Here is a 24,839-nt window from a genome sequence, read left to right as displayed (position 1 = left end):
TGGTGCTCGGCGGTGGATGACTCGGTGGAAGCCGGCGTTGAATGCTTTTGCTATTGTTTTTGGTGATCGGTTGCCGCAGGTGGCTGGTCGCTAGATTTGTTGTGGGTTTACACCGTTAATCTGACAGTCCCTGTAGCTTTTGCAGTGCTCGGTTGGCTAGTTGGCAGCGGGGTTGAAGATATGGGTAATAACTTCCTGGCACACCGCCTTGGCTTGGATGACCAGTGGAGTGGCGGCTTGCTTACCAATACTTCAGTCATGGTTCTCATCTTCCTGTTGCTTGCAATGCTGTACGTTCTGCAGCGGTCTATTCGGCAGGCTGTTGAGCTTCAGAAAGAGATTGATGACCTTGTCTGACTCAAATGAAAGTAGCGGAAAGTATATCCATTGCAACCTGGGCGTTGTGCTAGAGCAGCGTTCTATGACGCTGCTTGAGCTATCTGACCGGGTTGGGGTGACAGTTGCTAATCTCTCCAAACTCAAAAACAACCGCGCAAAAGCTATACGGTTTAGTACTCTCCTTGCCATATGTGAGGTTTTGGAGTGCACACCGGGCGACTTGCTGAGTGTTGATGAGTCGTAAGCTGGGTACCGTTTGTGTTCACCCCATTCTTTTTCTCTTGACCCCGGGATAATTCGTAGGGGTAAGAGAAAATGAGTGGGGTGGAATTCTAGCTGTGAAGCAAGGACGCCGCGGTGGCAGTAGCTGTGGCCCCCAAGGTTTTCGATAGACTAGGGTGCATGGAAACACCTCACCTTTATGCTGTTGATCTTGATGGTACTTTGCTGGATGATGCGAAGGAGTTTGACCGGGCTGCTATGAGCAGGGTTTTGGGCCTGCTGGCTGAGCGTGGTTCGTATTTGGTGGTTGCTACGGGTAATCAGTTGCCGAAGGCCCAGCAGTATTTGGCGGGGTTTGAGAACCATGAGCGCCTGTATTTTGTGTGTGAGAATGGGGCGATTATTCACCATGGGGGAGAGGACCTTGCCCTGTGGTCTTTTAGCGATGAGCAGGTTGCCCAGACCTTGAAGATTTTGGAGGGGTTCCCTGAGTTAGGGATTATTGTTTCTTGTCGTCATAATTCCTATGTGCCGCAGGGGCGTCTGGCCATGATGGCGGATCGGGTGTACCGGCAGATTACGGCGGCTGGTTTTGAGGTGCCTGGGTATGAGCAGGACCCGTTGGCGGCTATTCGTCCTTTCTACCCGCAGGTTGAGGGGGTCGAGGATCTTTCGACGGTTACCGATACGGTGGTGAAGATTGCCTTGAACGCTGAGCCGGGTAGCGATATCAACGGTATGGTTGAGGCGATCAAGGACGCCTTGCCGTCGGGGCTGACGGCGACCTCTAGCGGGTTTGGGGCAATTGACGTGATTATTGAGGGTAACCATAAGGGCCATGGTGTGGCCTGGTTGGCTCGGCACCTTGGGGTTGACGAGGCTGAGACGACGGCTATCGGTGATTCTGGTAATGACGTGGAGATGTTCCAGTTTGCTGCTAGGGCTATTGCTATGGAGCATTCTGATCCCTTGCTGGCTCCTTTTACTGATATGACGATTGGGTCCAATCAGGAGGGGGCTGTGCTTGCCTTTTTGGCGGCTGAGCTCACCAGCTAGTCAGTAAGTGTGCTTAACGCCCAGAGAAAAATATGTCCACAAACCCTGTCGTTTCCGATAGGGTAGATGAAGAGATTTCCACGACTAGAACCCCTAGGAGATACAAGCCGTGGCAGGTAACCCCCTGATTAACAACATGATCAAGCCGGCCGGCGACCCCCGCTTTGGGCAGTTCGGCGCTGGCGGCACTACCACCGCCAACCCCTACGGCCAGCCTGGTCAATACACCCAGAATCCTTACGGCCAGCAGGCCCAGAACCCCTACGGGACCTACCAGCAGGGTAGCTACACCCAGCAGGCCCCCTACAGCTACCAGGACCAGCAGGTATCAGCTGGCCAGTTGAACGACATGTACAACTACGGTACGGCCACCCCTGCTGATACCAACCGTATTACTATCAACGACATCATCGTCAAGACCGCCCTCAACCTGGGCTTGGTCGTTGTTGGTGCTGTCGTGGCCTGGTACGCCCCGATCCTCATGTTTGTTGGCATGATCGGCGGCCTGGTGCTGGGTATCGTGAACTCCTTGAAGAAGAAGGTCTCACCTGCCCTGGTGATGGTCTACTCTGTCATGGAGGGCCTGCTCGTTGGCGGTATCTCCCGCATGTTCGAGGCCCAGTACCCCGGCTTGGTCGTTCAGGCTGTGATGGCGACCCTCGTTGTCTTTGCAACCATTTTGGCCCTGTATAGCTCAGGGAAAATCCGGGCCACTGCGAAGATGACCCGCTTCTTCATCGTAGCGGCTACCGCCTACTTTATTTTCTGCATGATTAACCTGGTCAGCTCACTCTTCTTCGAGACCAACATGCGTAGCTTTGAAGTGATGGGCATTCCCTTGGGCCTAATCATCGGCCTGTTTGCCGTCCTGATGGCAACCTACTCCCTGCTGCTGGACTTCACCCACGCCTCAGAAGCTATCCAGGCTGGCTTCCCCGAGCGTGAATCCTGGCGCATCGCTTTCGGCCTAATTGTCTCCCTGGTCTGGCTCTACATTGAGATCCTGCGCGTCTTCTACTACCTACGCGCTCTGGCAGACGACTAAACCAGGTCACCTTCTGCATGACGTCGAGGGGCAGAACCCGCTTTGGGCTCTGCCCCTCTTCCCCGTTCAAGCCCGGTCTAGTACCTGGGCAAAGTACCCCCACCCTCCAAGGAAACATGGGAAGATAAAACTATGAGTTCCACCCCCTCCTCAACGAGCGACCGCCAGGTCCCCTTCGCCCTGCAGATTGCAGCGGCCTGGGCATGGCGTTTCGCTATCGTCGGTATCGTAATCGCAGCCCTCTACTGGATGCTGGCCAAGATTTCCCTGATCGTTATCTCGATTATGATCGCGGCCCTCCTGGCCGGCCTGATGTCCCCGGTGGTGTACTTCCTCCGGAAAAACCGGATTCATGCCGGAATTGCAACGGCCGTCACCGAAATTGGTCTCGTTGGTGGCATCGTCGGCCTGCTGGCCATGGTCGGCCAGCAGTTGACCGGCGGCTTCTCCTCCCTCTCCGACCAGGTCGTTGAAGGCTGGAATCAGCTTGTTGCCATGCTCAACAACCTGCCCATTGACTTGGGCGCTGACAAGATTGACCAGTACATCAGCCAGCTGATAGGGACCCTGCAGAACAACTCCTCCAGCATCCTGAACGGTGTTGCCTCCGTCGGATCAACCGCAGCTGACATCGGAACCGGTACCATTATCGTCCTGTTCACCCTGATCTTCTTCCTCATGGAGGGCGAGAAGATTTGGCTCTTCATCGTCAAGCTCTTCCCCCGCGACGCCCGCCGCGCCGTCAACGGGGCTGGCCGCCGGGGCTGGAAGTCCCTGGTCTCCTACGTCCGTGTGCAGGTCTTCGTGGCCGCTGTGGACGCCGTCGGTATCGGCCTCTCCGCCTTCTTCCTGGGCGTGCCCCTGGCCATGCCCCTGGGCGTCCTGGTCTTCCTGGGCTCCTTCGTCCCGGTGGTCGGTGCCCTCCTGACCGGTGTTATCGCCGTCCTGCTGGCCCTGGTCGCTAACGGCCTGGTTAACGCCCTGATCATGCTTGCCATGGTGCTGATCGTCCAGCAGATTGAATCCAATATCCTCCAGCCGCTGGTCATGGGTAAGGCTGTTGCCCTGCACCCCCTGGCCGTTGTGGTCGCTGTGCTGGCCGGTTCCATGCTCTTCGGCATTATCGGTGCCCTCTTCGCCGTGCCGGTTCTGGCCGTTGCCAACACCGTCATCCGCTATCTGGCAGGCCGCGAATGGGAGGACGATTCCGATATTCGGGACGAGGAATTCCTCTACCCCCACGAAAAGAAGAGACTAGAACGTAAAGCTATCGCTGAAAAGGTCAAGGAACGTCTCAACCGCATCAAGGAAGCCGACCAGGCTGATGAGGACGCCCGTGAAGCTATCAACGACGGCGCAAAACTCTAAGTCACTACACACCAAAGGTTAGGTCAGTGGAAGTAAGCACCACCCCCCAGCTGCCCGTTACTCTGGGCGATATTGAAGAGGCTGCCCGTCTCCTTGACGGCGTCATTGAACGCACCCCCGTGGCCCACTCCCGCGCGTTGAGCGAGCAGGTTGGTTCCGAGGTTTACCTCAAGTGCGAAAACCTCCAGCGATCGGGTTCCTTCAAGGTGCGCGGCGCCTACGTGCGTATGGCTAAGCTGACCGAAGCTGAGAAAGCTGTGGGCGTGGTGGCAGCATCGGCGGGTAACCACGCCCAGGGTGTTGCCCTAGCGGCTTCCCGCCTGGGCATTTCAGCGCGTATCTACATGCCCCAGGGCGCTGCCCTGCCCAAGATTGCAGCGACCCGCAGCCACGGGGCGGAGGTTGTACTCCACGGGGTGAATGTGGATGAGGCCCTGGCTGAGGCCAAACGATACGCTGAGGAAACCAGTGCTGTCTTTGTGCATCCCTTCGATAATGAAGACATCATTGCGGGCCAAGGCACCCTGGGCCTCGAAGTCCTGGAGCAGGTCCCGGACGTAGACACCATCCTGGTGGGTGTCGGTGGTGGCGGCCTGCTCGCTGGCCTGTCCATCGCCGTCCGCGAGAAGGAGAAGCAGCTCGGCAAGAAAATCCGCATCATCGGGGTCCAGGCCGAACACGCTGCCGCCTACCCGCCCTCCTTGGCTGCTGACGCCCTCGTCCCCCTCAAAAAGGTTTCAACCATTGCTGACGGTATTGCGGTGGGCCGCCCCGGCCAGCTGCCCTTCACCATCATCAAGTCCCTGGTGGACGACGTCCACACCGTCTCTGAGGACGAAATCGCCCGGGCCCTCATTTTCCTGATGGAACGCAACAAGCTGGTCGTCGAACCGGCAGGGTCGGTCTCGGTAGCGGCACTGATGAGCGGTACCCTGAAGGACAAGTACGGCGATTTGGGCACCACCGTCTGCCTGCTCTCGGGCGGAAACATCGACCCCATGCTCATGCTCAAGGTTATCCAGCGAGGCCTGTCAGCAGCCGGCCGGTACATGACCATCAAGCTCATGCTCAATGACCGCCCCGGTGAGCTGACCACTATCTCCCGCATCATCTCAGAGTGCGACGCCAACGTCACCGGCGTCGATCACACCCGCGTCGGCGGAGCCCTATCCATGGGCGATGTTTCCATCACCATCGACATGGAAACCAAGGGCGTTGAGCACTGCAAGCAGGTCATTGCAGCCCTGGAGGCTGAAGGCTACAAGCCCATGGTCGTCTAGGGCCTGAACCGCCCGCCTGAGCGCTCATAGGAAGAGCCCGGCCGTCCTGCCCCACGAGAAGGGGAAGGACGGCCGGGCTCACCTTATTCTGCCCAGCAGCTGGTTCAGGGATTAGCCCTGGAAGGGCTTGGCAGAGATGATCTTGACGGGAATCTGCTTGCCGTTGGGGGCCTCGTAGGAGAGCTCGTCACCCACCTTGTGGCCATAGATAGCTGAACCCATGGGGGACTTTTCAGAGAAGACCTGCAGGTCGGTGCCACCGGTCAGGGTATCAGCAACCTCACGGGACCCCAGCAGGAAGGTCATGGTCTTGCCCATGATCTCAGCCTCAACAACCATGCCGGACTCCACCACGCCGTCGTCGGCAACGGGCTTGTCAGAGACGACAGCGGTTTCCAGCAGGTGCTTCAGCTGGGCAATGCGGCCTTCGTTCTTACCCTGCTCCTCGCGGGCAGCGTGGTAGCCGCCGTTCTCCTTGAGGTCGCCCTCATCGCGGGCGGCAGAGATACGGTCAACGATTTCCTGACGGTAGGGCCCAGAGAGGTACTCCAGCTCTTCCTTCAGCTTGTTGTAGGCTTCCTGAGTCAGCCAAGCGCCTTCAGCCATATGTTGTACTCCATTCAGGTGTTGCCGGGCCGCCGGATCAGCCGGGGCGCGGTGTGAGGGGAAAAGCGGCAGAGGGCGGGGGGAGTCCCGCCTGTGCCGCATCAGAACATTGTGCCTAGTCTAACCTACAGGTAGGGTCCTGCTGCGATCTTCACCCGGAAGAGAAACCGGTTTACTTGACTTTCCAGCAGGTATCGACGGTAACTGTCGTTGCCTCACCGAGAAGGCGCAGGGTGGTGCTCTGCACAGAAACACCGTTGCCCTGCTCATCAGCGTAGGGGCCGACCGAGACTTCCTTCCAGCCAACAGGGGCCCCAGCAGTGTTGAGGGCTTTCACGGCGCAGACGGCGGTGTCTTGGGGGTTCTTAGCGACCTCGAAGGTGATGGAGGCTTCGTCCTTGCTTGTCAGGTCAAAGCCGACGTCGCGGCCGATGGGCTGGTCGGCCCGGGACAGTTGAACCCAGCCGACGAAGGCTACACCCACCATCACGGCAAGGAGGGTCAGGGCGTACCAGAACCCCTTGGGCACGGGACGGGGCTGCCGGACTGTTCCGTACCGGGCGTGGATATCAGTAGCCATCCCACTCCTTTCATCTGAGGTAACACGGGCTCTGTGAGCCCTCCGGGCTGCCGGTAGAATAGGTAGAGCTATCTGGGGGCACTACCCTAACCTTACCCCCTTGCCCCCTATAAATCAGCCCGGGCTTATCCGAGCCCCAGCAGTTGAACGGAAGAACGTATGAGCGCCCCTGCAACCTCAGCCCCTGGTTACGATCCTGCCCTCCTTGCCCCGCTCAACGACGACTACAGTGGCCTCCGGATTCTGGCTGTGCACGCCCACCCTGACGACGAATCGTCCAAGGGGGCCTCAAGCATGGCCGCTTACGTGAGCCGTGGGGCCCGCGTCATGGTGGCCTCGATGACAGGCGGGGAACGAGGGGACATCCTGAATGAGGCGGTGAACTCTAACCCGGCAGCCCACCGGGACCTGCCGGGGGTTCGTCGTCAGGAGATGGCTCAGGCTGCTGAGATCCTGGGTATTGAACACCGCTGGATTGGCTTCACCGACTCTGGCCTGCCTGAGGGGGACCCCCTGCCGCCGCTTCCTTTTGGGGCTTTTGCGACCCTGCCGCTGGAAACCGCAGCGGCCCCGCTGATTCGTCTGGTGCGGGATTTCAAGCCTCACGTCATTTTGACCTACGACGAAATTGGCGGCTACCCCCACCCTGACCACATCATGACCCACCGGGTCTCCATGGAGGCCTTTGAAAAGGCTGGGGACGCTGACGCCTACCCGGGGGCTGGGGAGCCTTGGACTGTCTCCAAGATTTACTATGACCGGGCCTTCAACATGGACCGTATGAGTGCCTTCCACCACCACCTTGAAGCTGCCGGGTTGGAGTCCCCCTTCGCCCGGTGGGTTGCGATGTCCCTGGAAGAGGACGCTGAGGGCCACCGCCCGCCGGTATCCCGCCACCAGACCACAACCCGCATTAGCTCTGGTGAGTTCTTTGAGAAGCGGGATGAGGCGCTTAGGGCCCACGCCTCGCAGGTGGCCCCTGATTCCCTTTTCTTTGCCGTGTCACCGGCAGCTCAGCGGGACATCTGGCCCTTTGAGGACTACGTGCTGGCCCACTCCCGCGTCCGCACTGAACTACCTGAGACCTGCTTCGCAACCGGTATCGACTACAGCAAGTAACCGGGCCGGGCCCTACCCCCAGCGCTGGCCCCTGGTTGCCAGTAGAATGGGGTGCGGGGGTAGAACCCCATACCGACGAAGACAACCCTAGAGGACTCCACCGTGTCAGCACTCAGCCAGCTCACCTTGCTCGCAGCCGAGGCCACTCCCACCGTGATTACAACGGTGAATCCGGACGGCTCCTTCCGTGGCTCTCCGGGTATCGTCGGCTTCATTATTACCTTCATTCTGGGTATTTTTATTGTCCTGCTGGGCCTTGACCTGACCCGCCGGGCCCGCCGCCTGCGCTACCGCAGCGAGTATGCGATTGCCCGAGAAGCTGAGGAGCGGGCTGCCGCCCTAGCGGCTGCTGGGAAGGAACCTGCCGCAGCTTCCGTCCGCGTTGAAGCGGAGGTTGCCCAGGACCACCTGCGCCGCCCCCACTAAAGGTTCACCAAGGCCAGAATAAAGGACGCCCCCGCCTTGCGCGGGTGCGTCCTTTGCCTTATTGGGCCGGTAGGTTTACAGGAAAATGGCGAACATGACCGCGATATAGTGCTGAATGAAACCAGCAACTGTGAAGGCGTGAAAGAGCTCGTGGAAGCCGAAAACCTGGGGGGCTATGGCCGGGCGTTTGGTGCCGTAGAAGACGGCTCCCACAATGTAGGTGAGGCCTCCGGTGGCGATCAGGATGGTGGCTACTTTGGAGGCCTGCCAGAGCTCGCCCATGAAGAAGACCGCGATAAGGCCCATCACCACATAGAGGGGGGTGTAGAGCCAGCGCGGGGCGCCCGTCCAGAAGACCCGGAAGAGGGTAACGGAGATGGCGCAGCCCCAAATGGTCCAGAGCATGATGGAGCGGCTGGGGTCCTCTAGCATGGTGAGGGCTACCGGGGTGTAGGTGCCTGCAATGAGCAGGGTGATGTTGGCGTGGTCTAGCCGTTTGAGGACCATGCGGGTCTTGGCGGGCCAAAACCCCCGGTGGTACATGCCTGACACCCCAAAAAGGAGCACCCCGGTCAGGGCGAAAATGGCGCAGGCAACCCCGGTCGCCCCGCCGCCTGAGAGGGCAATGAGAACAAGGCCGGCGATAAAAGCCACCGGGGCGAAACCGGCATGAATCCAGCCGCGCAGCAGGGGCTTGCCGTTGAGGCGGTAGAACTCTATGACTTCCTGTTGGACGTCGGTGAGGCGGTCCCACAGGCCGTGTGATTCAGGGGAGTCTGTGGACGGGCCGGAGGTGTGGTTCGAAGCGCTCATATTATTTAGTATGGCAGTTCAAATAATGTTTTGGTAGGGTCACCCCTCGTCATGACTACCGACCAGCCCCTCACAGCTGGGGGCCTGGCGCGGTAGAATAGAGCCGACCCTGCCCACCTTCGGCGACCCAAGGAGCCAGCCCATGAAACTGCCCCAGCCCCTCTACACGGTGTATGAGCGTTCGCTGGTCTCTGGGATCCCTACGGAGAAATTACCCCAGCATATTGGGGTGCTGGTCGACGGCAACCGGCGCTGGGCTGCCCAGCTGGGGGAGAGCACCAAGCACGGCCACCAGGCCGGAGCTGCCCGCATTATTGAATTCTTGGGCTGGTGTACCGAGATGAAAATCCCCATGGTCACCCTCTATATGCTGTCCACTGAGAACCTCAAGCGTTCCAGCGGGGAGCTCCTTGACCTGGTTGAGGTCATTGAGGGTTTTGTGGGCCAGCTGGCTGAGACCGGGATTGGGAAGATCCGGGCGGTGGGGCAGTTGGAGTCCCTACCCGAGGGGCTACGCCGGGCCTTCGAGAAGGCTATGGCTGCAACAGATTCAGTGGAGGGTCTGCAGGTCAATATTGCGGTAGGGTACGGGGGTCGTCAGGAAATTACGGACGCTGTTCGAAACCTCCTGCGCGAGGCTGCATCTACCGGCCTTGGTTTGGATGAACTGGCTGAAAAACTTACCAGCGACGACATTTCCCGCCACCTCTACACCAGCGGCATGCCCGATCCTGACCTTCTGATTCGCACCTCGGGGGAGCAACGGCTGTCTGGGTTTATGACCTGGCAGTCTGCCTATTCTGAGTTCTACTTCTGTGAGGCCCTCTGGCCGGACTTCCGCCGGGTGGATTTCCTGCGGGCCCTGCGTGACTACGCCAACCGCCAGCGTCGTTTCGGCTCCTAGGCCAAGGGGGAGCGTGTGCTGGGGCAGTTTCTTTCCCTGATTCAGGACGGACGCGCGGGCAGCTGGCAGGCTGCCCTGGCAGCCGGGTTGCTGGGCTGGGTGGTGGTCTACTACCTGGTGTGTGCGGTGCGCCTGTGGCGGATTGACGTGCGGGAGCACCGCCTGCCTGACCGGATTGTGTTGCCCATGTACCCCCTGCTGGGCCTGCCCCTGCTGGGGGTCATGCTCCTGGCAAGCGATGACAGCTTCGTCCACGCCCGCGAGACAGCCTACTGTTCCGTGCTTATGCTGGGCTTTTACTGGATCATGAGGGCGGCCTCCCGGGGCGCTTTGGGATTCGGGGACGTCAAACTGGCGGGGGTCCTGGGGATGCTGCTGGGCTTTATCTCCCCCGTGAACCTCCTCTGGGGTAATCTCCTGATTTTCCTAACCGGTGGTCTCACAGCCCTTGGCTTGGTCCTCACCCGCCGGGCTCGTTTCAACACCCATATTGCCTTCGGGCCTTTTATGCTGCTGGGCACCACCATTGCCCTGCTGCTCCCCGCCTAACTACCTGAAAGGGGCTTACCTGTGCCTACGCCGTCCTTCATTACTGACCTCCGGGCAAAAATCGGCCATGACCTGCTCTGGCTGTCAGGGGCAACCGCTGTGGTGCAGCGGGAGGACGGCGATATCCTCCTGGTGCGCCGGAGCGACACCGGCGCCTGGACCCCCATTACCGGGATCGTCGACCCCGGCGAAAACCCGGCCCTCACCTGCCTGCGGGAAGCCGAAGAAGAGGCCGGTGTGGTCATCGAGGTGGTAGCTTTCGCCCAACTCAAGGTAGATCCGCCCATGACCTTCAGCAACGGGGACCGCTGCCAGTTCTTAGACCACACCTTCTACTGCCGCTACATCTCAGGCCAGGCCAGGGTCAACGACGAGGAATCCAGCCAGGTCGCCTGGGTGCCCGTTGCCGACCTGCCCGCCTACTGCAGCGACCGCATGCTCGACCGCATCGAGGCCGCCCTCCACTGGAAGGACGGGGCCCGGTTCGGCCTCGAATCCGTGCAGGAATAACTGCAGGAGTAACAAACCATTCAACCCTTGTGCCGTGAGACACAGGGGTTTTATGCTGGGGAGGAAGCTCACCGCGGGCACCAGCCCGCCCTCAAGGACGAGAGAAAGCCTATGCACCCCAACGACGTAGTCATTATCGGAGCCGCCCGCACCCCCCAGGGGAAAATCATGGGGGCAGTCTCCTCCCTCACCGCTGTAGAACTTGGGGCAACAGCCCTCGCCAAGGCCCTAGCCGACGCCACCGTCAGCCCAGAACAGGTTGAGGCAGTTATCTTTGGCCAGGTGGTCCAGGCTGGGGCCGGGCAGAACCCCGCCAAGCAAACCGCCCGCGCTGCCGGGATTCCCGTCCGCGTCCCGGCCCTGACCGTCAATAGCGTCTGCCTCTCTGGCCTCCGCGCCGTCATTGATGCCGCCCGCCTCATTCGCGCCGGTGAGGTCCAGGTGGCTGTGGCTGGCGGGCAGGAATCCATGTCCCGCGCCCCCTTCCTGCTCCCCGACTTCCGCACCGGTAGAGTCTACGGGGCCGCCCGCGTCCTCGACTCTGTAGAACGCGATGCCCTTACCGACGCCCAGGGCGGCTTCTCCATGGGCGTTCTGACCGAAACCAGCAACGCCGACTTCGGAGTCACCCGCCAGGTCCAGGACGAGATCGCAGCCGCCTCCCACCAGCGGGCAGCCGCCGCAGCTGCCGCCGGGCTCTTTGATGCTGAAATCGCCCCCGTCCAGGTTGCAGGACGCAAGGGGGCCGTCACCGAGGTAACCGCCGACGAGGGGGTACGCGAGGGCACGACCGCCGAGGTACTCGCCAAGCTCCCCCCGGCCTTTGACCCGGAGGGCACCATCACCGCTGGCAACGCCTCCCCGCTCTCAGACGGGGCAGCCGCCCTGGTGCTCTCAACCCGCCAGTTCGCTGAAAGTCAGGGAATCAAGCCCCTGGCCACCGTCCTGGCCTGGGCCAATACCGCCGGGCCTGAGAACGTCCTGCACTACCAGCCCTCCCGCGCTATCGCCGCCGCCCTCGAGAGGGCCGGGCTCACCGCCGCCGACCTCGACCATATCGAAATCAATGAGGCCTTTGCGGCTGTCTCAGCTGTCTCCACCCGCGAGCTCGGCCTGGACCCAAAGAAGGTCAACCCCCACGGGGGCGCTATCGCCCTGGGCCACCCGGTAGGGGCCTCCGGGGCCCGGCTGACCGTCCACGCCGCCCACACCATCAACCGGCAGGACGGCGCCCGCTACGCCGCTATCTCCCTCTGCGGCGGCGGCGGCCAGGGCGACGCCCTGATCTTGGGCCCTGCCTAAGCACCAGCCGGTAGGGGCTTTCCCCACCAAGGCGAGATAAGGCCCCCGATAGGAGTATCGGGGGCCTTCTCCCTGCCGCACGGCGACCCGGCGAACCACAAACCGGGGCACCTGGGCAAGTCTACAAACCGGCCAAACACGGGACGTGTCTGTACTTTCAGCCTAGCCCCCGGGGCAGGGCCTGCCTAGAGGGTTTCCTGTCTGCCCCATCACCAGAGGCCGTGAGTATGCTTACCAGTTCTAGAAAGGCCATACACAAACGGTGGGCTCCCTCCACAGAGGGAACCCACCGCTGACACCAGAAGGCTAGGGCTTAGAAGTTACCCAGCATCTTGGTGACGTCCAGGGCCTCATCCAGCTGGGCCTCGGTGACTTCACCGCGCTCAACGTAACCCAGGGCGATGACGGCTTCGCGCACGGTGGTCTTGTTAGCCACCGAGTACTTGGCAATCTTGGCTGCGGCCTCGTAGCCGATCAGCTTGTTCATGGGGGTGACGGTTGAGGGGGAGGCCTCAGCCAGGAAGCGGGCACGCTCTACGTTGGCTTCTAGGCCGTCAATCATCTTGTCGGCCATGACGCGGGAGGTGTTGGCCAGCAGGCGGATGGACTGCAGCAGGTTGGCGGCCATAACGGGGATACCCACGTTCAGCTCGAAGGCACCGTTGGTGGAGGACAGGGCGATGGTGGTGTCGTTACCGATAACCTGGGCGCAGACCATAATGGCTGCTTCACAGATGACGGGGTTGACCTTACCTGGCATGATGGAGGAACCGGGCTGCAGGTCGGGGATGTGCAGCTCGCCCAGGCCGGTGTTGGGGCCTGAACCCATCCAGCGAATATCGTTGTTGATCTTCATGAAGGAGTAGGCGATATTGCGCAGCTGGCCGGAGGCCTCGATCAGGCCGTCACGGTTGGCCTGGGCCTCAAAGTGGTTGCGGGCCTCGGTCAGGGGCAGGCCGGTTTCTTCAGCCAGCAGTTCGATGACGCGGGCGGAGAAGCCGTCGGGGGTGTTAATGCCGGTGCCCACGGCGGTACCGCCCAGGGGGACCTCGGCGACGCGGGGCAGGGAGGCGTGGATACGCTCAACCCCGTAGCGGACCTGGGCTGCGTAGCCGGAGAACTCCTGGCCCAGGGTGACGGGGGTGGCGTCCATCAGGTGGGTGCGGCCGGACTTGACGACGTCCTTGAACTCAACCGCCTTACGCTCCAGGGACTCAGCCAGGTATTCCAGGGCCGGAACCAGGTCCTTGAGCAGGGCCTCGGTAGCGGCCACATGCACGGAGGTGGGGAAGACGTCGTTGGAGGACTGGGAGGCATTCACATGGTCGTTGGGGTGGACCTCGACATCCTGGCCCTCCAGGGCCTTGTTGGCCAGGGTTGCCAGCACCTCGTTGGTGTTCATGTTGGAGGAGGTACCGGAACCGGTCTGGAAGACGTCGATGGGGAAGTGCTCATCGTAGTCACCGGCAGCAACCTTATCTGCGGCGTCGCGGATAGCGGCGGCGCGGGTTGCATCCAGGACGCCTAGCTCTTCGTTGGCGCTCGCTGCTGCCTTCTTGATGAGGGCCAGGGCGCGGATGTGGGCAGACTCCAGTGTCTGGCCTGAGATGGGGAAGTTTTCAACGGCACGCTGGGTCTGGGCACGGTAGAGGGCGTTAACCGGTACGCGGACCTCACCCATGGTGTCGTGTTCAATGCGGTATTCAGTGTTTTCAGCCATACTCCCTAGTCTAATACGCCGCCGTGACGGCTGTCGCATTGGAGCCAGAAGATGACGGCCTATCAATTGTTGATGGGGATAGGTAACCAAGTGCAGGGCAGTCAGCTTGAGGTATGAAGATCCTGGTAACGCTATCGCTTAGACTGGTGCCTACATGAGTGGTAGTTGGGCTGATGAGAGTAGAGGAAAATGCTGATGGAAATTAATGAACTAAAATCTGCTATTGATTCTCTCGAACAAGGCGAATACGAGCTAGCAAAATCATTATTCTCTCAATTTTCTGGGCCTGAGTGGCTTGGAGAACCTTATGAGTGGAAGCAGGATAACGCTCTAAGAATGAGTGGGTTCATCCAAAACATTGTTAAAATTTTGCCGCAAGATACACCCTCCATTAAGGTTGAGTACCTTGTAGAGAACTATCTCCTTGCTCTTGTCGATATACCTGGTTCAATAGAGCTCGCCGCAACTGCTCTTGTTAATTTCTGGAATTCTCACCAAAATGTGGATATTGATTCCTTCAAAAATTTTTTGAAGCTGTTATCTGAACACCCGGATGGTGACAATGTTCCTTCTATCGCGAGCCAAGCAGAGGGTCTTGATTTTAGCTTCGGAGAATAAGCCATTAAAGGATTGTGGGGGATAAAGAGGGAAAGCTGAGCTTTCTATATCTCTAAGACGTTAGCCTCTCGGTAATATGTGTTGCAGTTTCACTTCATGAGGCAACAGATAGAGTAGCTGTTCAGGGGCCGTAGTAGTTTTTTCCCCCGATAGTTGGTGGTACCAGGTAGTCTCCCCAGGATCTTGGTTCTGGTTCTTCAGGCAGCGGAAATTTATGCCCTAGTGGGGAGGCCGAACCCGCCGTCCGTAATCTCGGGGGAGGAAGAGTAGACCAGGTCGGCCTTGCCGTCGGCCAGGTGGTAGAAAACGCCAATGACGGCCAGGGAGCCGTCCTCAATACGCTGACGAATAATGCCCGACTGCTCAGCAATCCGGGCCGCAGTCTGACGGGTATGCTCCACCACCATATCGTTGATGGTGGCCCCCTCGGGCAGGGCCGGGGAAATCACCGACGGCAAAATACCCTCCACCAGGTTACGGATAAACCCGCCGGGCATTTCACCCTCCACCAGGGCCTTCTGGGTAGCCGTAATCGCGCCGCAGGAGTCATGGCCCAACACCATAATCAGCGGGGTATTCAGGGCCCCACTCGCATACTCCAGGGAGCCGAGAACCGCGTCGTCCAGCACCTGCCCGGCCGTCCGCACCACAAAGGCGTCACCCAAGCCGAGATCAAAAATAATTTCAGCAGCCAGGCGGGAATCCCCGCACCCAAAAATGGCGGCGAAAGGGTGTTGGCCAGAGACGAGCTCAGCGCGACGGGCGGCGTCCTGGTTGGGGTGGGACCGGTTGCCCTCCACAAAACGGGTATTGCCCTCCACAAGACGCTCCCAGGCCTGGAGCGGGGTTTCGATGGTGCTCACGATCTTCCTTTCGCCGTATCTAGGCAAAACGATAGCAAGCACCCCACCCAAGAAGTGTGTAAGCAAACTTACATTTCGGGTGGGGTGCTTGGGGCCAACCTACTTAATGCCGGTTGACGAGGTGGGGGCAGCCGTCGGCTGGGGCCCCCGCATGTAGGCGATCGTCGCCTCAATCAGGGCCTGGTACTCGGACGGCTCCGCGTCCCCCTTCACCAGCAGGGTGGTGCCGTCCACCTCCCCGATATAGAAGGTGGTGATTTTTTCCTTATCGTCAGGATCAACCAGGGTGCGGACCTCCCACTGCAGGCCCCCCACATTCACCGAGGCTTCAGGCACCGCATTACCGGTCTTTTGGGCAATCCAGGTGGCGTTAGACTCACGGGCCTGAATGATCTCCAGGAATTTATTCGAGGGGGTGACCTGCCCTGTCTCCCAGTAGTCAATGCCGTCGGCCTGCCCGCTAATCCAGCGGGCGTAGTTGTAGTGCCAGCCCTCCTGTTGGGCGGCGGCAACCGGGTAGCCAGCAGCATTGCTGGCTTCATAAGCGATTAGGGGCACATCGACGCTGGGCCGGTAGGGGTCCTTATTAGGCTGGGGCATGAGCCAGACCACCGGCAAAATCAGCAGGACCATCACAATCATCGAAATCACCATGTTGCGGGCCGGGGCGTTAATCCGCTCAGCCTGCTTGGCCGTAATCTGCGGGATAACCTGCTCGTCGGAGTCGGACGCATCGGCCCCGCCAGTGCGGGCAGATGCGGTGGGGTGCTGCTGGGGATTGTTCGATGAAGTCACGCCTTCTATTTTCATACACATGCCCATACCTGCGCTACCTGGCAGGGAGGAGACATGAACATTTGTTGTCATAGAGTGTGAGTAATGAGCACAGATGTTACACGGGGCCATGAAAGCCTTGGCCTGAACGGGTAATCTAGTGGGTGTAGGTGCTGTGGCCAGCTCGGTCCATTGCGCTCTGAATCGAAAAAACTACTCGAAGGTGAGTCATGTCAGAAGAATTCAACGAAGATCGTAACCTCGCTCTGGAACTGGTTCGTGCCACCGAAGCGGCCGCGATTGCGTCCGGCCCGCTGGTAGGCGCTGGCGATAAGAATATGGCGGACGGGGCTGCAGTTGATGCTATGCGGGCCCGCCTCAAGACCGTCCAGTTCAACGGTACTGTGGTCATCGGTGAGGGCGAGAAGGATGAGGCCCCCATGCTGTTCAACGGGGAACAGGTTGGCGACGGCACCGGTGCCCGATTCGATGTTGCAGTTGACCCCATCGACGGCACCCGCCTGACCGCCCTGGGCATGGACAACGCCCTGTCCGTCATTGCGGTGGCTGAAGGCGGCACCATGTTCGACCCCTCAGCTGTTTTCTACATGGAAAAGCTGGTGACTGGCCCCGAAGCAGCAGACCTGGTAGACCTGCGCCTGCCCGTCAAGCAGAACCTGCACCTGGTGGCCAAGGCCAAGGGAACTAACATCAACCAGCTGACTGTTTGCGTGCTTGACCGCCCCCGCCACGCCAAGCTGGTGGAGGAGATTCGCGCAACCGGTGCCCGCACCCGCATGATTCTTGACGGCGACGTCGCTGGCGCTATTGCCGCCTGCCGCGAGGGTACCGGCGTGGACCTGATGATGGGTACCGGAGGTACCCCCGAGGGTATCGTCGCTGCTTGTGCCATTAAGGCTACCGGCGGTGTGATCCAGGGGCGTTTGGCCCCCATTGATGACGCTGAGCGCCAGAAGGCCCTGGACGCCGGCCATGACCTGGATGCGGTGCTGACCACCGATGACCTGGTCACCACCGATAACTGCTTCTTCGCAGCCACCGGCATTACCGACGGTAAGCTCCTGCGCGGGGTGCGCTACGGCCGAGACACCGTCACCACCCAGTCCCTGGTCATGCGTTCTAAGTCAGGCACCGTGCGTCTGATTGAGGCAGAGCACAAGCTCTCCCGCTACTCAGCCCTGATTGCCGGAACCCTGAACCGCTAGAACTCTAGAGCAGATGTAGGGTCGGATACTAGAGATTGAGCAGGTCTTCCCGAAAGCCGACTGGCTGGGGCTGGCATGAATTGGGCGAGCGCCCAGCGCGAGCCCAAGAAGGTTAGTCGGCGGAGGGAAGACCTGCTCGATTTTATTTACCGATACGAGCGCGAACCTGGCCGACGGCGTCCTTAACCTTGGGGAGCAGGGTGCCGGTGGCGAACTTCTTGCCAGAGGCTAGGGCTTCACGGCCGGAGCGGATACCCTGGTAGGCCTTGTAACCGGCGGCAGAGACAGGTAGATCCCAGGTGCCGGGGTAGGTTACTGATTCGCCGCCGAAGGACTTCTTGAACTTGGTGAAGCCCGCCCACTCATGGTTGGGGTCGTCGTCGGGGGCGATGCCGAAGAGGTCCATGGTGGTCAGGCCCTTGGCCTTGGCGTCGAGGATGAGGGTGGACAGCAGGGGGTTGCCGACCTGCAGCTTGCGGTGCTCGAAGGAGGTGGCGGCGTGGGCGTAGACGCGGGTGTCGTCAGAGTCGTAGACGAGAGAGGCGCCGATGGGTTCTCCGTCAACGCGGGCGATGAAGAGGGTGGCGGCGTCCGCTGGCATGAGTACTTCAGCGACGCGGGTGAGGTAGGCGTCCTGTTGGCGGTTAAAACCTGCGCGGCCTGCGGTTTCATCCAGGTATTTGAGCAGGATCGAGATGTCTGCCGGGTTCTGGGACTTCTCGAAGGTGACGCCCTTCTTGTGGATGTTGCGGTGCAGGTTGCGGTTGGTGGACTTCATATCCGCCAGGATGTCTTCTTCGCTCTGGGTGAGGTCAATGATCTGGGTGTGGGAGGGCTGTACCTGGCGGGGGGAGAGGGTGAAGCCGCGGGCGGCCAGGAAGGCCTCGCCGGACTGGCTGCCCCAGATACGTGAGTCGGTGGGTTCTACCCGGATAAACCAGCACTTGTTTTCGGCGGCGACGCGCTTGAGGTCTGCGATGGCTGCGTCAAAAGCTGCTGCGGAGTCAGCTTCAGGCCCGTAGGGGGCGTAGAGGTAGCGGCCGGTTGCCCCGCCTTCGAGGGTGGCCATGTAGCGCCAGCCCTGGCCCTCACCGCGGAATACCTGGTGGCCGTTGGCCTCTTGGAACCGGGCCCAAATGTCTGATTGCAGGATGTTACTCATGCCTATCAGCTTACCGGTTCCCGACGCACCTGGGGCGGTTCTTGGCGTGAGAGGGGCACCTCAGGACGGGCTGGCGGGTGCTTTAGGGGACGGAGCAGGTGCCGTTTTCGCTCAGGCCGGTGGCAGGGTCAGTTTCGGCGGCGAGTAGGGTTTTCTGGCTGACGGTGACGATGATGACGCCACCGGCGGGTTGCTGCTGGCCGGTGGAGGAGGCGAGAGGGGTAGCTTCTGGCTGGATGCCCTGGGCTGAGTCAGCGATGACCTGCTGGACCCGCTGGTGGAGGAGGTCGAAATCCGGGTAGGTAGGGAACATATCTCCAAAGTAGGGGGGCCCTGCTGCGAACTGGATGAGGGCGTAGTTTTTGGATTTGAGGGCAACGTTGCCAAGGGAGGCTAGGCCACCTTGGGGGATATTGGTTTCGATAACCTGCTCGCCGGCGGCTGTGATGTCGGCGAACTTGGTGAGGACGTTGGCGGGGTCGAGTTGCTTGAGCATGGCGGCTTGGACGCACCGCTGGCGGGCTTGGCGGTCGTAGTCTGTGGCCCCTTCGCGGGAGCGGGCGTACCAGAGGGCGTGGAAGCCGTCGAGGTGCTGGCGGCCGGGCTCAATGTAGCCGTCGATGGGGTTGGGCAGGCCGGTGAATTCGTTGGTGCCGCCGCCGATGGGAACCCGTCCGCCGACGTCGATGGTGATGCCGCCGAGGGCGTCGATGAGCTGCTCGAAGCCGCTCATATCAATCAGGATGTAGTTTTCAACGGTGATGCCCAAGACGCCTGAGACTGCATCCATGGTTGCTTCTGCGCCGGGGTCGTCGGCCTCGGGGTAGAGGTCAGGGTAGTCGCGGGATACGGTGGGGTAGAGGGCGTTGAGGATGCATTCGTCCCCGCAGTTGAAGCCTTCTGGGTAGATGCTCCAGAGGGGGGATCCGGTCTCAAAGATGGCGTTTTGGAGGTTGCGGGGTACGGAGATGGTGATGGCCTGGCCGGTGGTGGCGTCGATGGAGACGACGGTCATGGAGTCGGGGCGTCGGCCGACGCGGTCTTCACCGGCGTCCCCGCCCATGAGCAGGATGTTGTAGCGACCGTCCTGTTCTTGCAGGGGGGTGCCGCCGGCAAAGATGGAGCTGAGGGCCCCGCGTCCGAGCCAGGTGATGTAGGCGGCGTAGCCGAGTCCGCCGCCGGTGATGAAGAGGGCGGCGATGAGGGCCAGGGAGACGAGGGGCTTGGAGCGCCCGGTGAGTAGGCCTGGCTTCATGAGCCGGTAGGTGTCAAGGAGGATGAAGACCCAGCCGAGGGCTAGGGCCGCAAAAGCTAGGGTTGCGATCCAGAGGGACCAGGAGTGGGTGGCTAGGGTTAGAACCCAGGAGCGGTTGAGGAACCACAGGGCCAGCAGGGTGAGGACGAGGGCCCATACCAGGCCTGTGACGGCTAGGGCCCGGCGGCCCAGGGTGCGGTTGCCTTGCACCAGTTGGGCTGACCCTGGAAGGAGCAGGCTGAGAGCTAGGAGGCTCCAGGCCCGGCGGGCCCGCAGACGTGGGGAGGCAGATTCGGGGTGGTTGAGGGGGTCCGTGAGGACGGGGGGATGAACCGTTTCACCCCTGGCCCGACGGCCGACGATGGGCTGTTCAGAGGCTGCGGGGGCGGACGTCCCCTGGGGGGAAGAAGAATCACGGTGCACTGGTGCCTCCTGCCATCGAAAAGATTGCTGCTCTCAACGCAATGTGGTTGAGCAGTTACCTACTCAACCACATTAGGCCATAAAACTGGGGACTTCCCGGGTGGTGGTGTTCGATACCCTGGGTAAGCCCACCCCGCTGCATTAGGGGGCGTAGGGGGTTTTCTGGTCGGTGTCCTGGTGGGCTGCAGCCTTTGCTGCGGCCGGGGCTTCGTTGAGGACCGTGTGGGTGTCTTCTTCACCGGCTGCTTCGGCCTTGAATTCTTCTACCTTGGTGCGGAGGGCGGCTCCCTTGTCCATGGCGGTCTGGCGCAGGGAGGTGGCGAAGTCAACGAGGTCGGAACGGACCTGGCGGGCGAAGCTGTCGTCACCGGAACCCAGGATGCGCAGGGCCAGGAGGCCGGCGTTGCGGGCCCCATTGATGGAGACAGTTGCGACGGGGACGCCTGCGGGCATCTGCACGATGGAGAGCAGGGAGTCCATGCCGTCGAGGGACTTGAGCTTGACCGGGACCCCAATGACGGGCAGGGGGGTAACGGAGGCCAGCATGCCGGGTAGGTGGGCGGCCCCGCCTGCACCGGCGATAATGACGCGGATGCCCCGCTCGGCTGCCGAACGGCCGTAGGCAATCATGTCTTCGGGCATACGGTGGGCTGAGACAACATCAACTTCGTAGGAGATGCCGAACTCCTGCAGGGCCTCAGCTGCGGCTTCCATGACCGGCCAGTCTGAGTCTGAGCCCATGACAATGCCGACGATAGGGTTGTTGGAATCGTAGGGGGAGGTCATTGATGCTCCTAGGGTAGGGGGTGGGTGTGGGGTGCTTATGCTGAGGCGGGGCCGTCGGTGAGCAAGGATGCGGCCCCGGTGGCCTGGGCCCGCAGCTGGTCGAGGTCGGCGGCAGAACCGGTCATATTGATATGCCCGATCTTACGGCCGGGTTTGACGGCTTTGCCGTAGTAGTGGACTTTGGCGGCCGGGTAGGTTTCCATGAGGGTGGGGTAGACCCCAAAAATGTCGTCGTTGGAGCCGCCCAGGAAGTTCTTCATGAGGGCGACCTCCCCCTTAAGGTCGGTTGTTCCAAGGGGGTAGTTGGCGACGGCCCGCAGGTGCTGTTCGAACTGGCTGGTGACGGAGCCGTCCTGGGTCCAGTGCCCTGAATTGTGGGGGCGCATGGCGAACTCGTTGATGAGGAAGCCTGCCTCAGAGCCGGGGACCTCAAAAAGCTCAGCAGCCATGACGCCGGTGACACCTAACTCGGTAGCTACCTTCACAGCAGCAGCCTGGGCAGCTTCAGCCACCTGGGGAGAAATACCGGGAGCTGGGGCAATAACCTCGTCACACACAGAATTTTTCTGAATGGATTCGGCGACGGGCCAGGCTTTTACCTCACCGGAATCGCGGCGGGCTACCAGGGCGGAGAGCTCCCGGCTGAAGGGGACCTTCTCTTCAGCGAGTAGGGCGGAAAAGTCGGTGCGGGAGGGGAGCTGGTCAAACCAGGCGGCAGACTCGACCCGGGCCTCGTCCGCAGAATCAAGGACCATGACGCCCTTGCCGTCGTATCCTCCTCGCGGGGTTTTCAGGACGAGGGGCCACCCGGCGTCGTCGCCAAAGGCCAGGAGCTCATCCAGGGTAGTAACTTCAGCCCAGCGGGGGTTGGGTAGGCCCAGTCGATCCACAGCCTTGCGCATTTCAATTTTGTCCTGGGCATAGACCAGGGCCTGGGGGCGGGGCTGGACGTTCACGCCCTCCTCCATGAGGCGGTGCAAGAAATCGGTGGGAACGTGCTCGTGGTCGAAGGTGAGTACATCAACCTCACGGGCGAAAGCTGCCAGGGTCTCATAGTTCTGATAATCACCGACCGGCGCATAGGGCACAGCACGACGGGCACACACCCCCTCGTCTTCCGCCAAGATACGCAGATCAAAGCCAAGTTCGGTTGCCGCCGGCGCCATCATACGCGCCAGCTGCCCACCACCAACAACACCAATTTTCGGACCAGTCATAGGGTAATTCACATTACATAAGGCTACCTGCGCCACCGGTGCTTGTAAAAGAGGTTCCAGCTAGCAGACACCGGGGGCGGAGAAGAACTCCCGGGAAGCTGTGAGCAAAGCCCAGCCTGTCCATGCCTGCCAGGGGAAGTGCCGGGCGGTATATTGGCAAGAGTCCATACCTCACACCCCGACAGCAGAGCAACGTATCGGGCTTGGCAGATAGAGGAACCACATGAGCTCACTCAAGGAACGAGTCGCCCTGCTGTATCAGAGCCACGGGCGGGAAGTCTTGCAGTTCCTGTCAGTTGGCGGAATGGCCTTCGCCATTAACTCTGCTGTGAGCTGGACCCTCATGCACTCCATCTTCGCTGATGGACACGCCAAGGCGAAGGTGGTCGCCGGTATTGTTGCCACCATCTTCTCCTGGATCGCCAACCGCCTGTGGACCTTCCGGGAGAAGCGCACCGGCAACAAGGTACGCGAAGCTGTTGAATTCGGTATCGTCAACGCCATCGGTATCGGGGTTGAAGCAGCCTGCGTGCTCTTTAGCCTCTACGTCCTGCACCTGACCAGCCCTACCGCCTCCTATATCTCAGGCACTATCATCGGCACCATCTTGGGCACCATCGTGCGCTACTTCCTCTACAAGTTCTGGGTCTTCTCACAGAGCAAGAGCCACAGCGACGATAAGACCACCGAGGAGAAGCGGGCCGAGCTCATCGAAGAAGCCACCAAGATTATGACCGGCTCCCTGCCTATTGTTGAGAAGGCAGAGACAGGGCCCGTTCGTCGGCCAAAACTCGACTAAGACGCTCCTGCTCCCAGGTAACTTCCGGGTCAAGAATCAAAGCCGCGCGGCCTGAGGCTATCACCGCTAGAGCTTGCTCTAGGGAAGTGGCGTCGAAGCGCTCGCCCGCTACCTGGAGGGCAGCTACCTCCCGGTCATACCCAGAAGACAGGACTGAAACCTGGTGGGCCAGCCGCTCCATCAGCTGGGTATTGCTGGTACCCTCCCAGGCCAGTCCTTCAGAGTCAGGTTCTGCCCACCCCATGTAAACATCGGGGTGGGACCTGACCTCAGCCGCGTAATCAATCATTCCCGCAGGTAGCTGCCCCATAAAGCGCGGAGCTAGCGGTTCAGAGGCCACAGCCAGCAGGTACTCTTCCGCTGCACCTTCTAGCTCTGCCGTATCAAAGGCGGCGCGGACGTCCGCCCCCGCCTGCTGCCCCCAAGCCAGGGTCGCCCCTACCCGCAGACCAGCTGCTGCCAGAACCAGCGAACGCCAGTGCAGGCGCTCGGGCAAAGCCAGCAGGGAGCCGGGTTCCAGCTCGCACTCGTCCACCAAAAAGTTAGCGGTCTTAGCAACCCAGTTATCAAAAACCCTGCCCGATAGTTCAATACGTTCGCCGGGAACCGAATACCACAGCAGGGCAGGGGACTGGCGGGCAGCTAACTGCTGCATGAAGACAGAAAAAGAAGCAGAAGAAGTCATATATTCACTCTAGCCCCTTCCGAGGTCAAGGGGATCGAGAGTCTTGGTATGCATATACCACACAGAAACGCAAATTTTTGTATAACAATCTGGTCACGACGCAAAAATTTTTATTCTCAGCTTGACGGGAGGGGCCTTACACACGTGTAATTAGGTCAGGTAAATTTTTTTCCACCGGCAGGTCAGGTGCCTTCACCGGCCCGACTTTCGCGCTGTCGGCAGAAAAATCTTCTGGCCGGCATGCACCCACCAGGGAGTATCCTGCCACGCAGATGTCCTCATCTCTAGGGATATGAAAGGGAACCATGGGCCACAATAGCTTCCCCCTGAGCGGATCCACTCCCCGCGGGGCGGCACGGGCCCCTCACCACACCATGCACTCTGCCCACTACTTAGAAGACCAGGCCACCGCTTTGATCAATGCCGCAACACCCCGCGCCCGGGGACGCGCCACCGCATCCAACGCTGCAAGCACCGAGAACCTCGCATCCGACGCTGAAACCCTCTCCCTGTGGCAGCAGGCAGCCGGCATTTACAGTACCGACGGCGACGATGGTGAACTCTCATGGCAGGCAGATGCCCTCTGTGCCCAGACCGACCCTGAAGCCTTCTTCCCTGAAAAGGGTGGTTCAACCCGCGACGCTAAGCGGGTCTGTAACGAGTGCCCCGTGCGTGAAGCCTGTCTCGAATATGCCATGGAAAATGACGAACGCTTCGGCATCTGGGGTGGACTCTCAGAACGCGAACGTCGTCGTCTCCGCAAGCAAACCATCTAAGAAAGTAAGGCTCAGCCCCATGGCAACCACCCGCCAGTGCTCCCGCCAGACCTGCCAGCGCGAAGCAATCTACACCCTGACCTACGCCTACGCAGACTCAACAGCGGTCATCGGCCCCCTCTCCACCCACCGAGAACCCCATGCCTATGACCTCTGCGAATTCCACGCAGACCGCCTCACCGCCCCCCAGGGGTGGGAGGTCGTCCGCGTCGGCACCGCATCCGCCCCCACCAGCCTCGCCCAGGCACCTACCGGAGCTGCTCCTACCGGCCGGCCGCACCTCCGTCCGCTCTCCTAAAGCCTGATAGAGAACCACCCACCCCATCCCTGCCCGGAGCTTCCTGACCTCACCTACTGCCCTACACTGGGCCAGTATCCTGTGGCCTAGCTACACCACCACTGTGTACTACACAGCA

The 24,839-nt window shown here is 60.7% G+C and carries 27 protein-coding genes; 16 read left to right on the top strand and 11 right to left on the bottom strand.

Going from position 1 to position 24,839, the window contains the following annotated elements; genetic code table 11:
* The first annotated feature begins 343 nt into the window (after positions 1 to 343).
* The 5 genes from L7A15_RS05650 to ilvA all read left to right on the top strand — a co-directional run bounded on the left by L7A15_RS05650 (position 344) and on the right by ilvA (position 5,310).
* Positions 344 to 583, top strand: coding sequence for a helix-turn-helix domain-containing protein (locus tag L7A15_RS05650; protein WP_237208174.1), 240 nt, complete (start codon positions 344 to 346; stop codon positions 581 to 583).
* A gap of 158 nt (positions 584 to 741) precedes the next feature.
* A complete protein-coding gene (locus L7A15_RS05645; RefSeq protein ID WP_237208175.1) occupies positions 742 to 1,617 on the top strand; it encodes an HAD hydrolase family protein in 876 nt (291 codons plus the stop codon).
* Positions 1,618 to 1,726: 109 nt separating this feature from the next.
* Positions 1,727 to 2,662, top strand: coding sequence for a Bax inhibitor-1/YccA family protein (locus L7A15_RS05640; protein WP_237189424.1), 936 nt, complete (start codon positions 1,727 to 1,729; stop codon positions 2,660 to 2,662).
* Between the two features lie 132 nt (positions 2,663 to 2,794).
* Entirely contained in the window at positions 2,795 to 4,030 is a 1,236-nt protein-coding gene (locus L7A15_RS05635; RefSeq protein WP_237200507.1) for an AI-2E family transporter, read from the top strand.
* 26 nt (positions 4,031 to 4,056) lie between these two features.
* Positions 4,057 to 5,310: a threonine ammonia-lyase gene (ilvA, locus tag L7A15_RS05630; protein ID WP_237208176.1), complete on the top strand. Its 1,254-nt coding sequence runs from the start codon at positions 4,057 to 4,059 to the stop codon at positions 5,308 to 5,310.
* A gap of 111 nt (positions 5,311 to 5,421) precedes the next feature.
* Here ilvA and greA read toward each other — a convergent pair whose 3' ends face one another.
* Both greA and L7A15_RS05620 read right to left on the bottom strand, forming a co-directional pair.
* Positions 5,422 to 5,916, bottom strand: coding sequence for a transcription elongation factor GreA (gene greA / locus L7A15_RS05625; RefSeq protein ID WP_237189427.1), 495 nt, complete (start codon positions 5,914 to 5,916; stop codon positions 5,422 to 5,424).
* Positions 5,917 to 6,088: 172 nt separating this feature from the next.
* Positions 6,089 to 6,496, bottom strand: coding sequence for a DUF4307 domain-containing protein (locus tag L7A15_RS05620; RefSeq protein WP_237200509.1), 408 nt, complete (start codon positions 6,494 to 6,496; stop codon positions 6,089 to 6,091).
* 159 nt (positions 6,497 to 6,655) lie between these two features.
* Between L7A15_RS05620 and mca the strand changes: the two genes are divergently transcribed.
* Both mca and L7A15_RS05610 read left to right on the top strand, forming a co-directional pair.
* A complete protein-coding gene (gene mca, locus L7A15_RS05615; RefSeq protein WP_237200510.1) occupies positions 6,656 to 7,615 on the top strand; it encodes a mycothiol conjugate amidase Mca in 960 nt (319 codons plus the stop codon).
* Positions 7,616 to 7,717: 102 nt separating this feature from the next.
* Positions 7,718 to 8,041, top strand: a complete 324-nt coding sequence (locus tag L7A15_RS05610) for a hypothetical protein (protein WP_237189430.1) — start codon at positions 7,718 to 7,720, stop codon at positions 8,039 to 8,041.
* A gap of 75 nt (positions 8,042 to 8,116) precedes the next feature.
* On the opposite strand, the gene trhA is transcribed toward L7A15_RS05610, so the two are convergent.
* Entirely contained in the window at positions 8,117 to 8,854 is a 738-nt protein-coding gene (gene trhA / locus L7A15_RS05605; RefSeq protein ID WP_237208177.1) for a PAQR family membrane homeostasis protein TrhA, read from the bottom strand.
* A gap of 142 nt (positions 8,855 to 8,996) precedes the next feature.
* Between trhA and L7A15_RS05600 the strand changes: the two genes are divergently transcribed.
* From L7A15_RS05600 to L7A15_RS05585, 4 genes are all read left to right on the top strand, one after another.
* Entirely contained in the window at positions 8,997 to 9,758 is a 762-nt protein-coding gene (locus tag L7A15_RS05600; protein WP_237189432.1) for an isoprenyl transferase, read from the top strand.
* Positions 9,759 to 9,773: 15 nt separating this feature from the next.
* Entirely contained in the window at positions 9,774 to 10,307 is a 534-nt protein-coding gene (locus L7A15_RS05595; protein ID WP_237208178.1) for a prepilin peptidase, read from the top strand.
* A 21-nt stretch (positions 10,308 to 10,328) separates the two neighbouring features.
* Positions 10,329 to 10,817, top strand: a complete 489-nt coding sequence (locus L7A15_RS05590; RefSeq protein ID WP_237208179.1) for an NUDIX hydrolase — start codon at positions 10,329 to 10,331, stop codon at positions 10,815 to 10,817.
* Positions 10,818 to 10,928: 111 nt separating this feature from the next.
* The gene (locus L7A15_RS05585) at positions 10,929 to 12,119 is read left to right on the top strand and encodes an acetyl-CoA C-acyltransferase (RefSeq protein WP_237208180.1); all 1,191 of its coding nucleotides are present in this window, start codon (positions 10,929 to 10,931) and stop codon (positions 12,117 to 12,119) included.
* A 313-nt stretch (positions 12,120 to 12,432) separates the two neighbouring features.
* Here the strand turns inward: L7A15_RS05585 and L7A15_RS05580 are convergent, their stop codons facing one another.
* Positions 12,433 to 13,839 (bottom strand): class II fumarate hydratase, encoded by a 1,407-nt coding sequence (locus tag L7A15_RS05580; protein ID WP_237189436.1) that lies wholly within the window; start codon positions 13,837 to 13,839, stop codon positions 12,433 to 12,435.
* A 189-nt stretch (positions 13,840 to 14,028) separates the two neighbouring features.
* Here L7A15_RS05580 and L7A15_RS05575 point away from each other — a divergent pair, with 189 nt between their 5' ends.
* A complete protein-coding gene (locus L7A15_RS05575; RefSeq protein ID WP_237208181.1) occupies positions 14,029 to 14,457 on the top strand; it encodes a hypothetical protein in 429 nt (142 codons plus the stop codon).
* 212 nt (positions 14,458 to 14,669) lie between these two features.
* Here the strand turns inward: L7A15_RS05575 and L7A15_RS05570 are convergent, their stop codons facing one another.
* Both L7A15_RS05570 and L7A15_RS05565 read right to left on the bottom strand, forming a co-directional pair.
* Complete coding sequence (locus L7A15_RS05570) at positions 14,670 to 15,320, bottom strand: carbonic anhydrase (protein WP_237208182.1); 651 nt, start codon at positions 15,318 to 15,320, stop codon at positions 14,670 to 14,672.
* Positions 15,321 to 15,419: 99 nt separating this feature from the next.
* A complete protein-coding gene (locus tag L7A15_RS05565; protein ID WP_237208183.1) occupies positions 15,420 to 16,115 on the bottom strand; it encodes a DUF4245 domain-containing protein in 696 nt (231 codons plus the stop codon).
* A gap of 209 nt (positions 16,116 to 16,324) precedes the next feature.
* Between L7A15_RS05565 and glpX the strand changes: the two genes are divergently transcribed.
* Positions 16,325 to 17,320, top strand: a complete 996-nt coding sequence (gene glpX, locus L7A15_RS05560; protein ID WP_237189785.1) for a class II fructose-bisphosphatase — start codon at positions 16,325 to 16,327, stop codon at positions 17,318 to 17,320.
* A 142-nt stretch (positions 17,321 to 17,462) separates the two neighbouring features.
* Here glpX and L7A15_RS05555 read toward each other — a convergent pair whose 3' ends face one another.
* The 4 genes from L7A15_RS05555 to L7A15_RS05540 all read right to left on the bottom strand — a co-directional run bounded on the left by L7A15_RS05555 (position 17,463) and on the right by L7A15_RS05540 (position 22,163).
* Positions 17,463 to 18,482 carry a lipid II:glycine glycyltransferase FemX gene (locus L7A15_RS05555; RefSeq protein ID WP_237208184.1) on the bottom strand — a complete coding sequence of 340 codons (1,020 nt, stop codon included), beginning with the start codon at positions 18,480 to 18,482 and terminating at the stop codon, positions 17,463 to 17,465.
* Positions 18,483 to 18,564: 82 nt separating this feature from the next.
* Complete coding sequence (locus L7A15_RS05550) at positions 18,565 to 20,160, bottom strand: LCP family protein (RefSeq protein WP_237212360.1); 1,596 nt, start codon at positions 20,158 to 20,160, stop codon at positions 18,565 to 18,567.
* Positions 20,161 to 20,301: 141 nt separating this feature from the next.
* Positions 20,302 to 20,946: a 5-(carboxyamino)imidazole ribonucleotide mutase gene (gene purE, locus L7A15_RS05545; protein ID WP_237200520.1), complete on the bottom strand. Its 645-nt coding sequence runs from the start codon at positions 20,944 to 20,946 to the stop codon at positions 20,302 to 20,304.
* 35 nt (positions 20,947 to 20,981) lie between these two features.
* Positions 20,982 to 22,163, bottom strand: coding sequence for a 5-(carboxyamino)imidazole ribonucleotide synthase (locus L7A15_RS05540; protein WP_237212359.1), 1,182 nt, complete (start codon positions 22,161 to 22,163; stop codon positions 20,982 to 20,984).
* Between the two features lie 223 nt (positions 22,164 to 22,386).
* On the opposite strand from L7A15_RS05540, the gene L7A15_RS05535 reads away from it, so the two are divergent.
* Complete coding sequence (locus L7A15_RS05535) at positions 22,387 to 22,962, top strand: GtrA family protein (RefSeq protein ID WP_237212358.1); 576 nt, start codon at positions 22,387 to 22,389, stop codon at positions 22,960 to 22,962.
* Here the strand turns inward: L7A15_RS05535 and L7A15_RS05530 are convergent.
* A complete protein-coding gene (locus L7A15_RS05530; RefSeq protein ID WP_237212357.1) occupies positions 22,910 to 23,647 on the bottom strand; it encodes a TIGR03089 family protein in 738 nt (245 codons plus the stop codon). The two genes, L7A15_RS05535 and L7A15_RS05530, sit on opposite strands and share 53 nt — an antisense overlap.
* A 305-nt stretch (positions 23,648 to 23,952) precedes the next feature.
* Here L7A15_RS05530 and L7A15_RS10670 point away from each other — a divergent pair, with 305 nt between their 5' ends.
* Both L7A15_RS10670 and L7A15_RS05520 read left to right on the top strand, forming a co-directional pair.
* Positions 23,953 to 24,423 (top strand): WhiB family transcriptional regulator, encoded by a 471-nt coding sequence (locus L7A15_RS10670; protein WP_272878626.1) that lies wholly within the window; start codon positions 23,953 to 23,955, stop codon positions 24,421 to 24,423.
* Between the two features lie 19 nt (positions 24,424 to 24,442).
* The gene (locus tag L7A15_RS05520; RefSeq protein WP_272878625.1) at positions 24,443 to 24,721 is read left to right on the top strand and encodes a DUF3499 family protein; all 279 of its coding nucleotides are present in this window, start codon (positions 24,443 to 24,445) and stop codon (positions 24,719 to 24,721) included.
* The last annotated feature ends 118 nt before the right edge of the window (positions 24,722 to 24,839 follow it).

The sequence above is a fragment of the Rothia nasimurium genome (assembly GCF_928391935.1).
GTDB lineage: Bacteria > Actinomycetota > Actinomycetes > Actinomycetales > Micrococcaceae > Rothia > Rothia nasimurium_D.
Note: the sequence above shows the minus strand (reverse complement) of the source record. Positions and strands in the feature narration are given on the sequence as shown.

Coding starts and splice junctions, on each gene's coding strand:
- L7A15_RS05650 (WP_237208174.1), top strand. CDS start 344: ATGACCTTGTCTGACTCAAATGAAAGTAGCGGAAAGTATATCCATTGC.
- L7A15_RS05645 (WP_237208175.1), top strand. CDS start 742: ATGGAAACACCTCACCTTTATGCTGTTGATCTTGATGGTACTTTGCTG.
- L7A15_RS05635 (WP_237200507.1), top strand. CDS start 2,795: ATGAGTTCCACCCCCTCCTCAACGAGCGACCGCCAGGTCCCCTTCGCC.
- greA (WP_237189427.1), bottom strand. CDS start 5,916: ATGGCTGAAGGCGCTTGGCTGACTCAGGAAGCCTACAACAAGCTGAAG.
- L7A15_RS05620 (WP_237200509.1), bottom strand. CDS start 6,496: ATGGCTACTGATATCCACGCCCGGTACGGAACAGTCCGGCAGCCCCGT.
- mca (WP_237200510.1), top strand. CDS start 6,656: ATGAGCGCCCCTGCAACCTCAGCCCCTGGTTACGATCCTGCCCTCCTT.
- trhA (WP_237208177.1), bottom strand. CDS start 8,854: ATGAGCGCTTCGAACCACACCTCCGGCCCGTCCACAGACTCCCCTGAA.
- L7A15_RS05600 (WP_237189432.1), top strand. CDS start 8,997: ATGAAACTGCCCCAGCCCCTCTACACGGTGTATGAGCGTTCGCTGGTC.
- L7A15_RS05585 (WP_237208180.1), top strand. CDS start 10,929: ATGCACCCCAACGACGTAGTCATTATCGGAGCCGCCCGCACCCCCCAG.
- L7A15_RS05580 (WP_237189436.1), bottom strand. CDS start 13,839: ATGGCTGAAAACACTGAATACCGCATTGAACACGACACCATGGGTGAG.
- L7A15_RS05575 (WP_237208181.1), top strand. CDS start 14,029: ATGCTGATGGAAATTAATGAACTAAAATCTGCTATTGATTCTCTCGAA.
- glpX (WP_237189785.1), top strand. CDS start 16,325: ATGTCAGAAGAATTCAACGAAGATCGTAACCTCGCTCTGGAACTGGTT.
- L7A15_RS05555 (WP_237208184.1), bottom strand. CDS start 18,482: ATGAGTAACATCCTGCAATCAGACATTTGGGCCCGGTTCCAAGAGGCC.
- purE (WP_237200520.1), bottom strand. CDS start 20,946: ATGACCTCCCCCTACGATTCCAACAACCCTATCGTCGGCATTGTCATG.
- L7A15_RS05540 (WP_237212359.1), bottom strand. CDS start 22,163: ATGACTGGTCCGAAAATTGGTGTTGTTGGTGGTGGGCAGCTGGCGCGT.
- L7A15_RS05535 (WP_237212358.1), top strand. CDS start 22,387: ATGAGCTCACTCAAGGAACGAGTCGCCCTGCTGTATCAGAGCCACGGG.
- L7A15_RS05530 (WP_237212357.1), bottom strand. CDS start 23,647: ATGACTTCTTCTGCTTCTTTTTCTGTCTTCATGCAGCAGTTAGCTGCC.
- L7A15_RS10670 (WP_272878626.1), top strand. CDS start 23,953: ATGGGCCACAATAGCTTCCCCCTGAGCGGATCCACTCCCCGCGGGGCG.
- L7A15_RS05520 (WP_272878625.1), top strand. CDS start 24,443: ATGGCAACCACCCGCCAGTGCTCCCGCCAGACCTGCCAGCGCGAAGCA.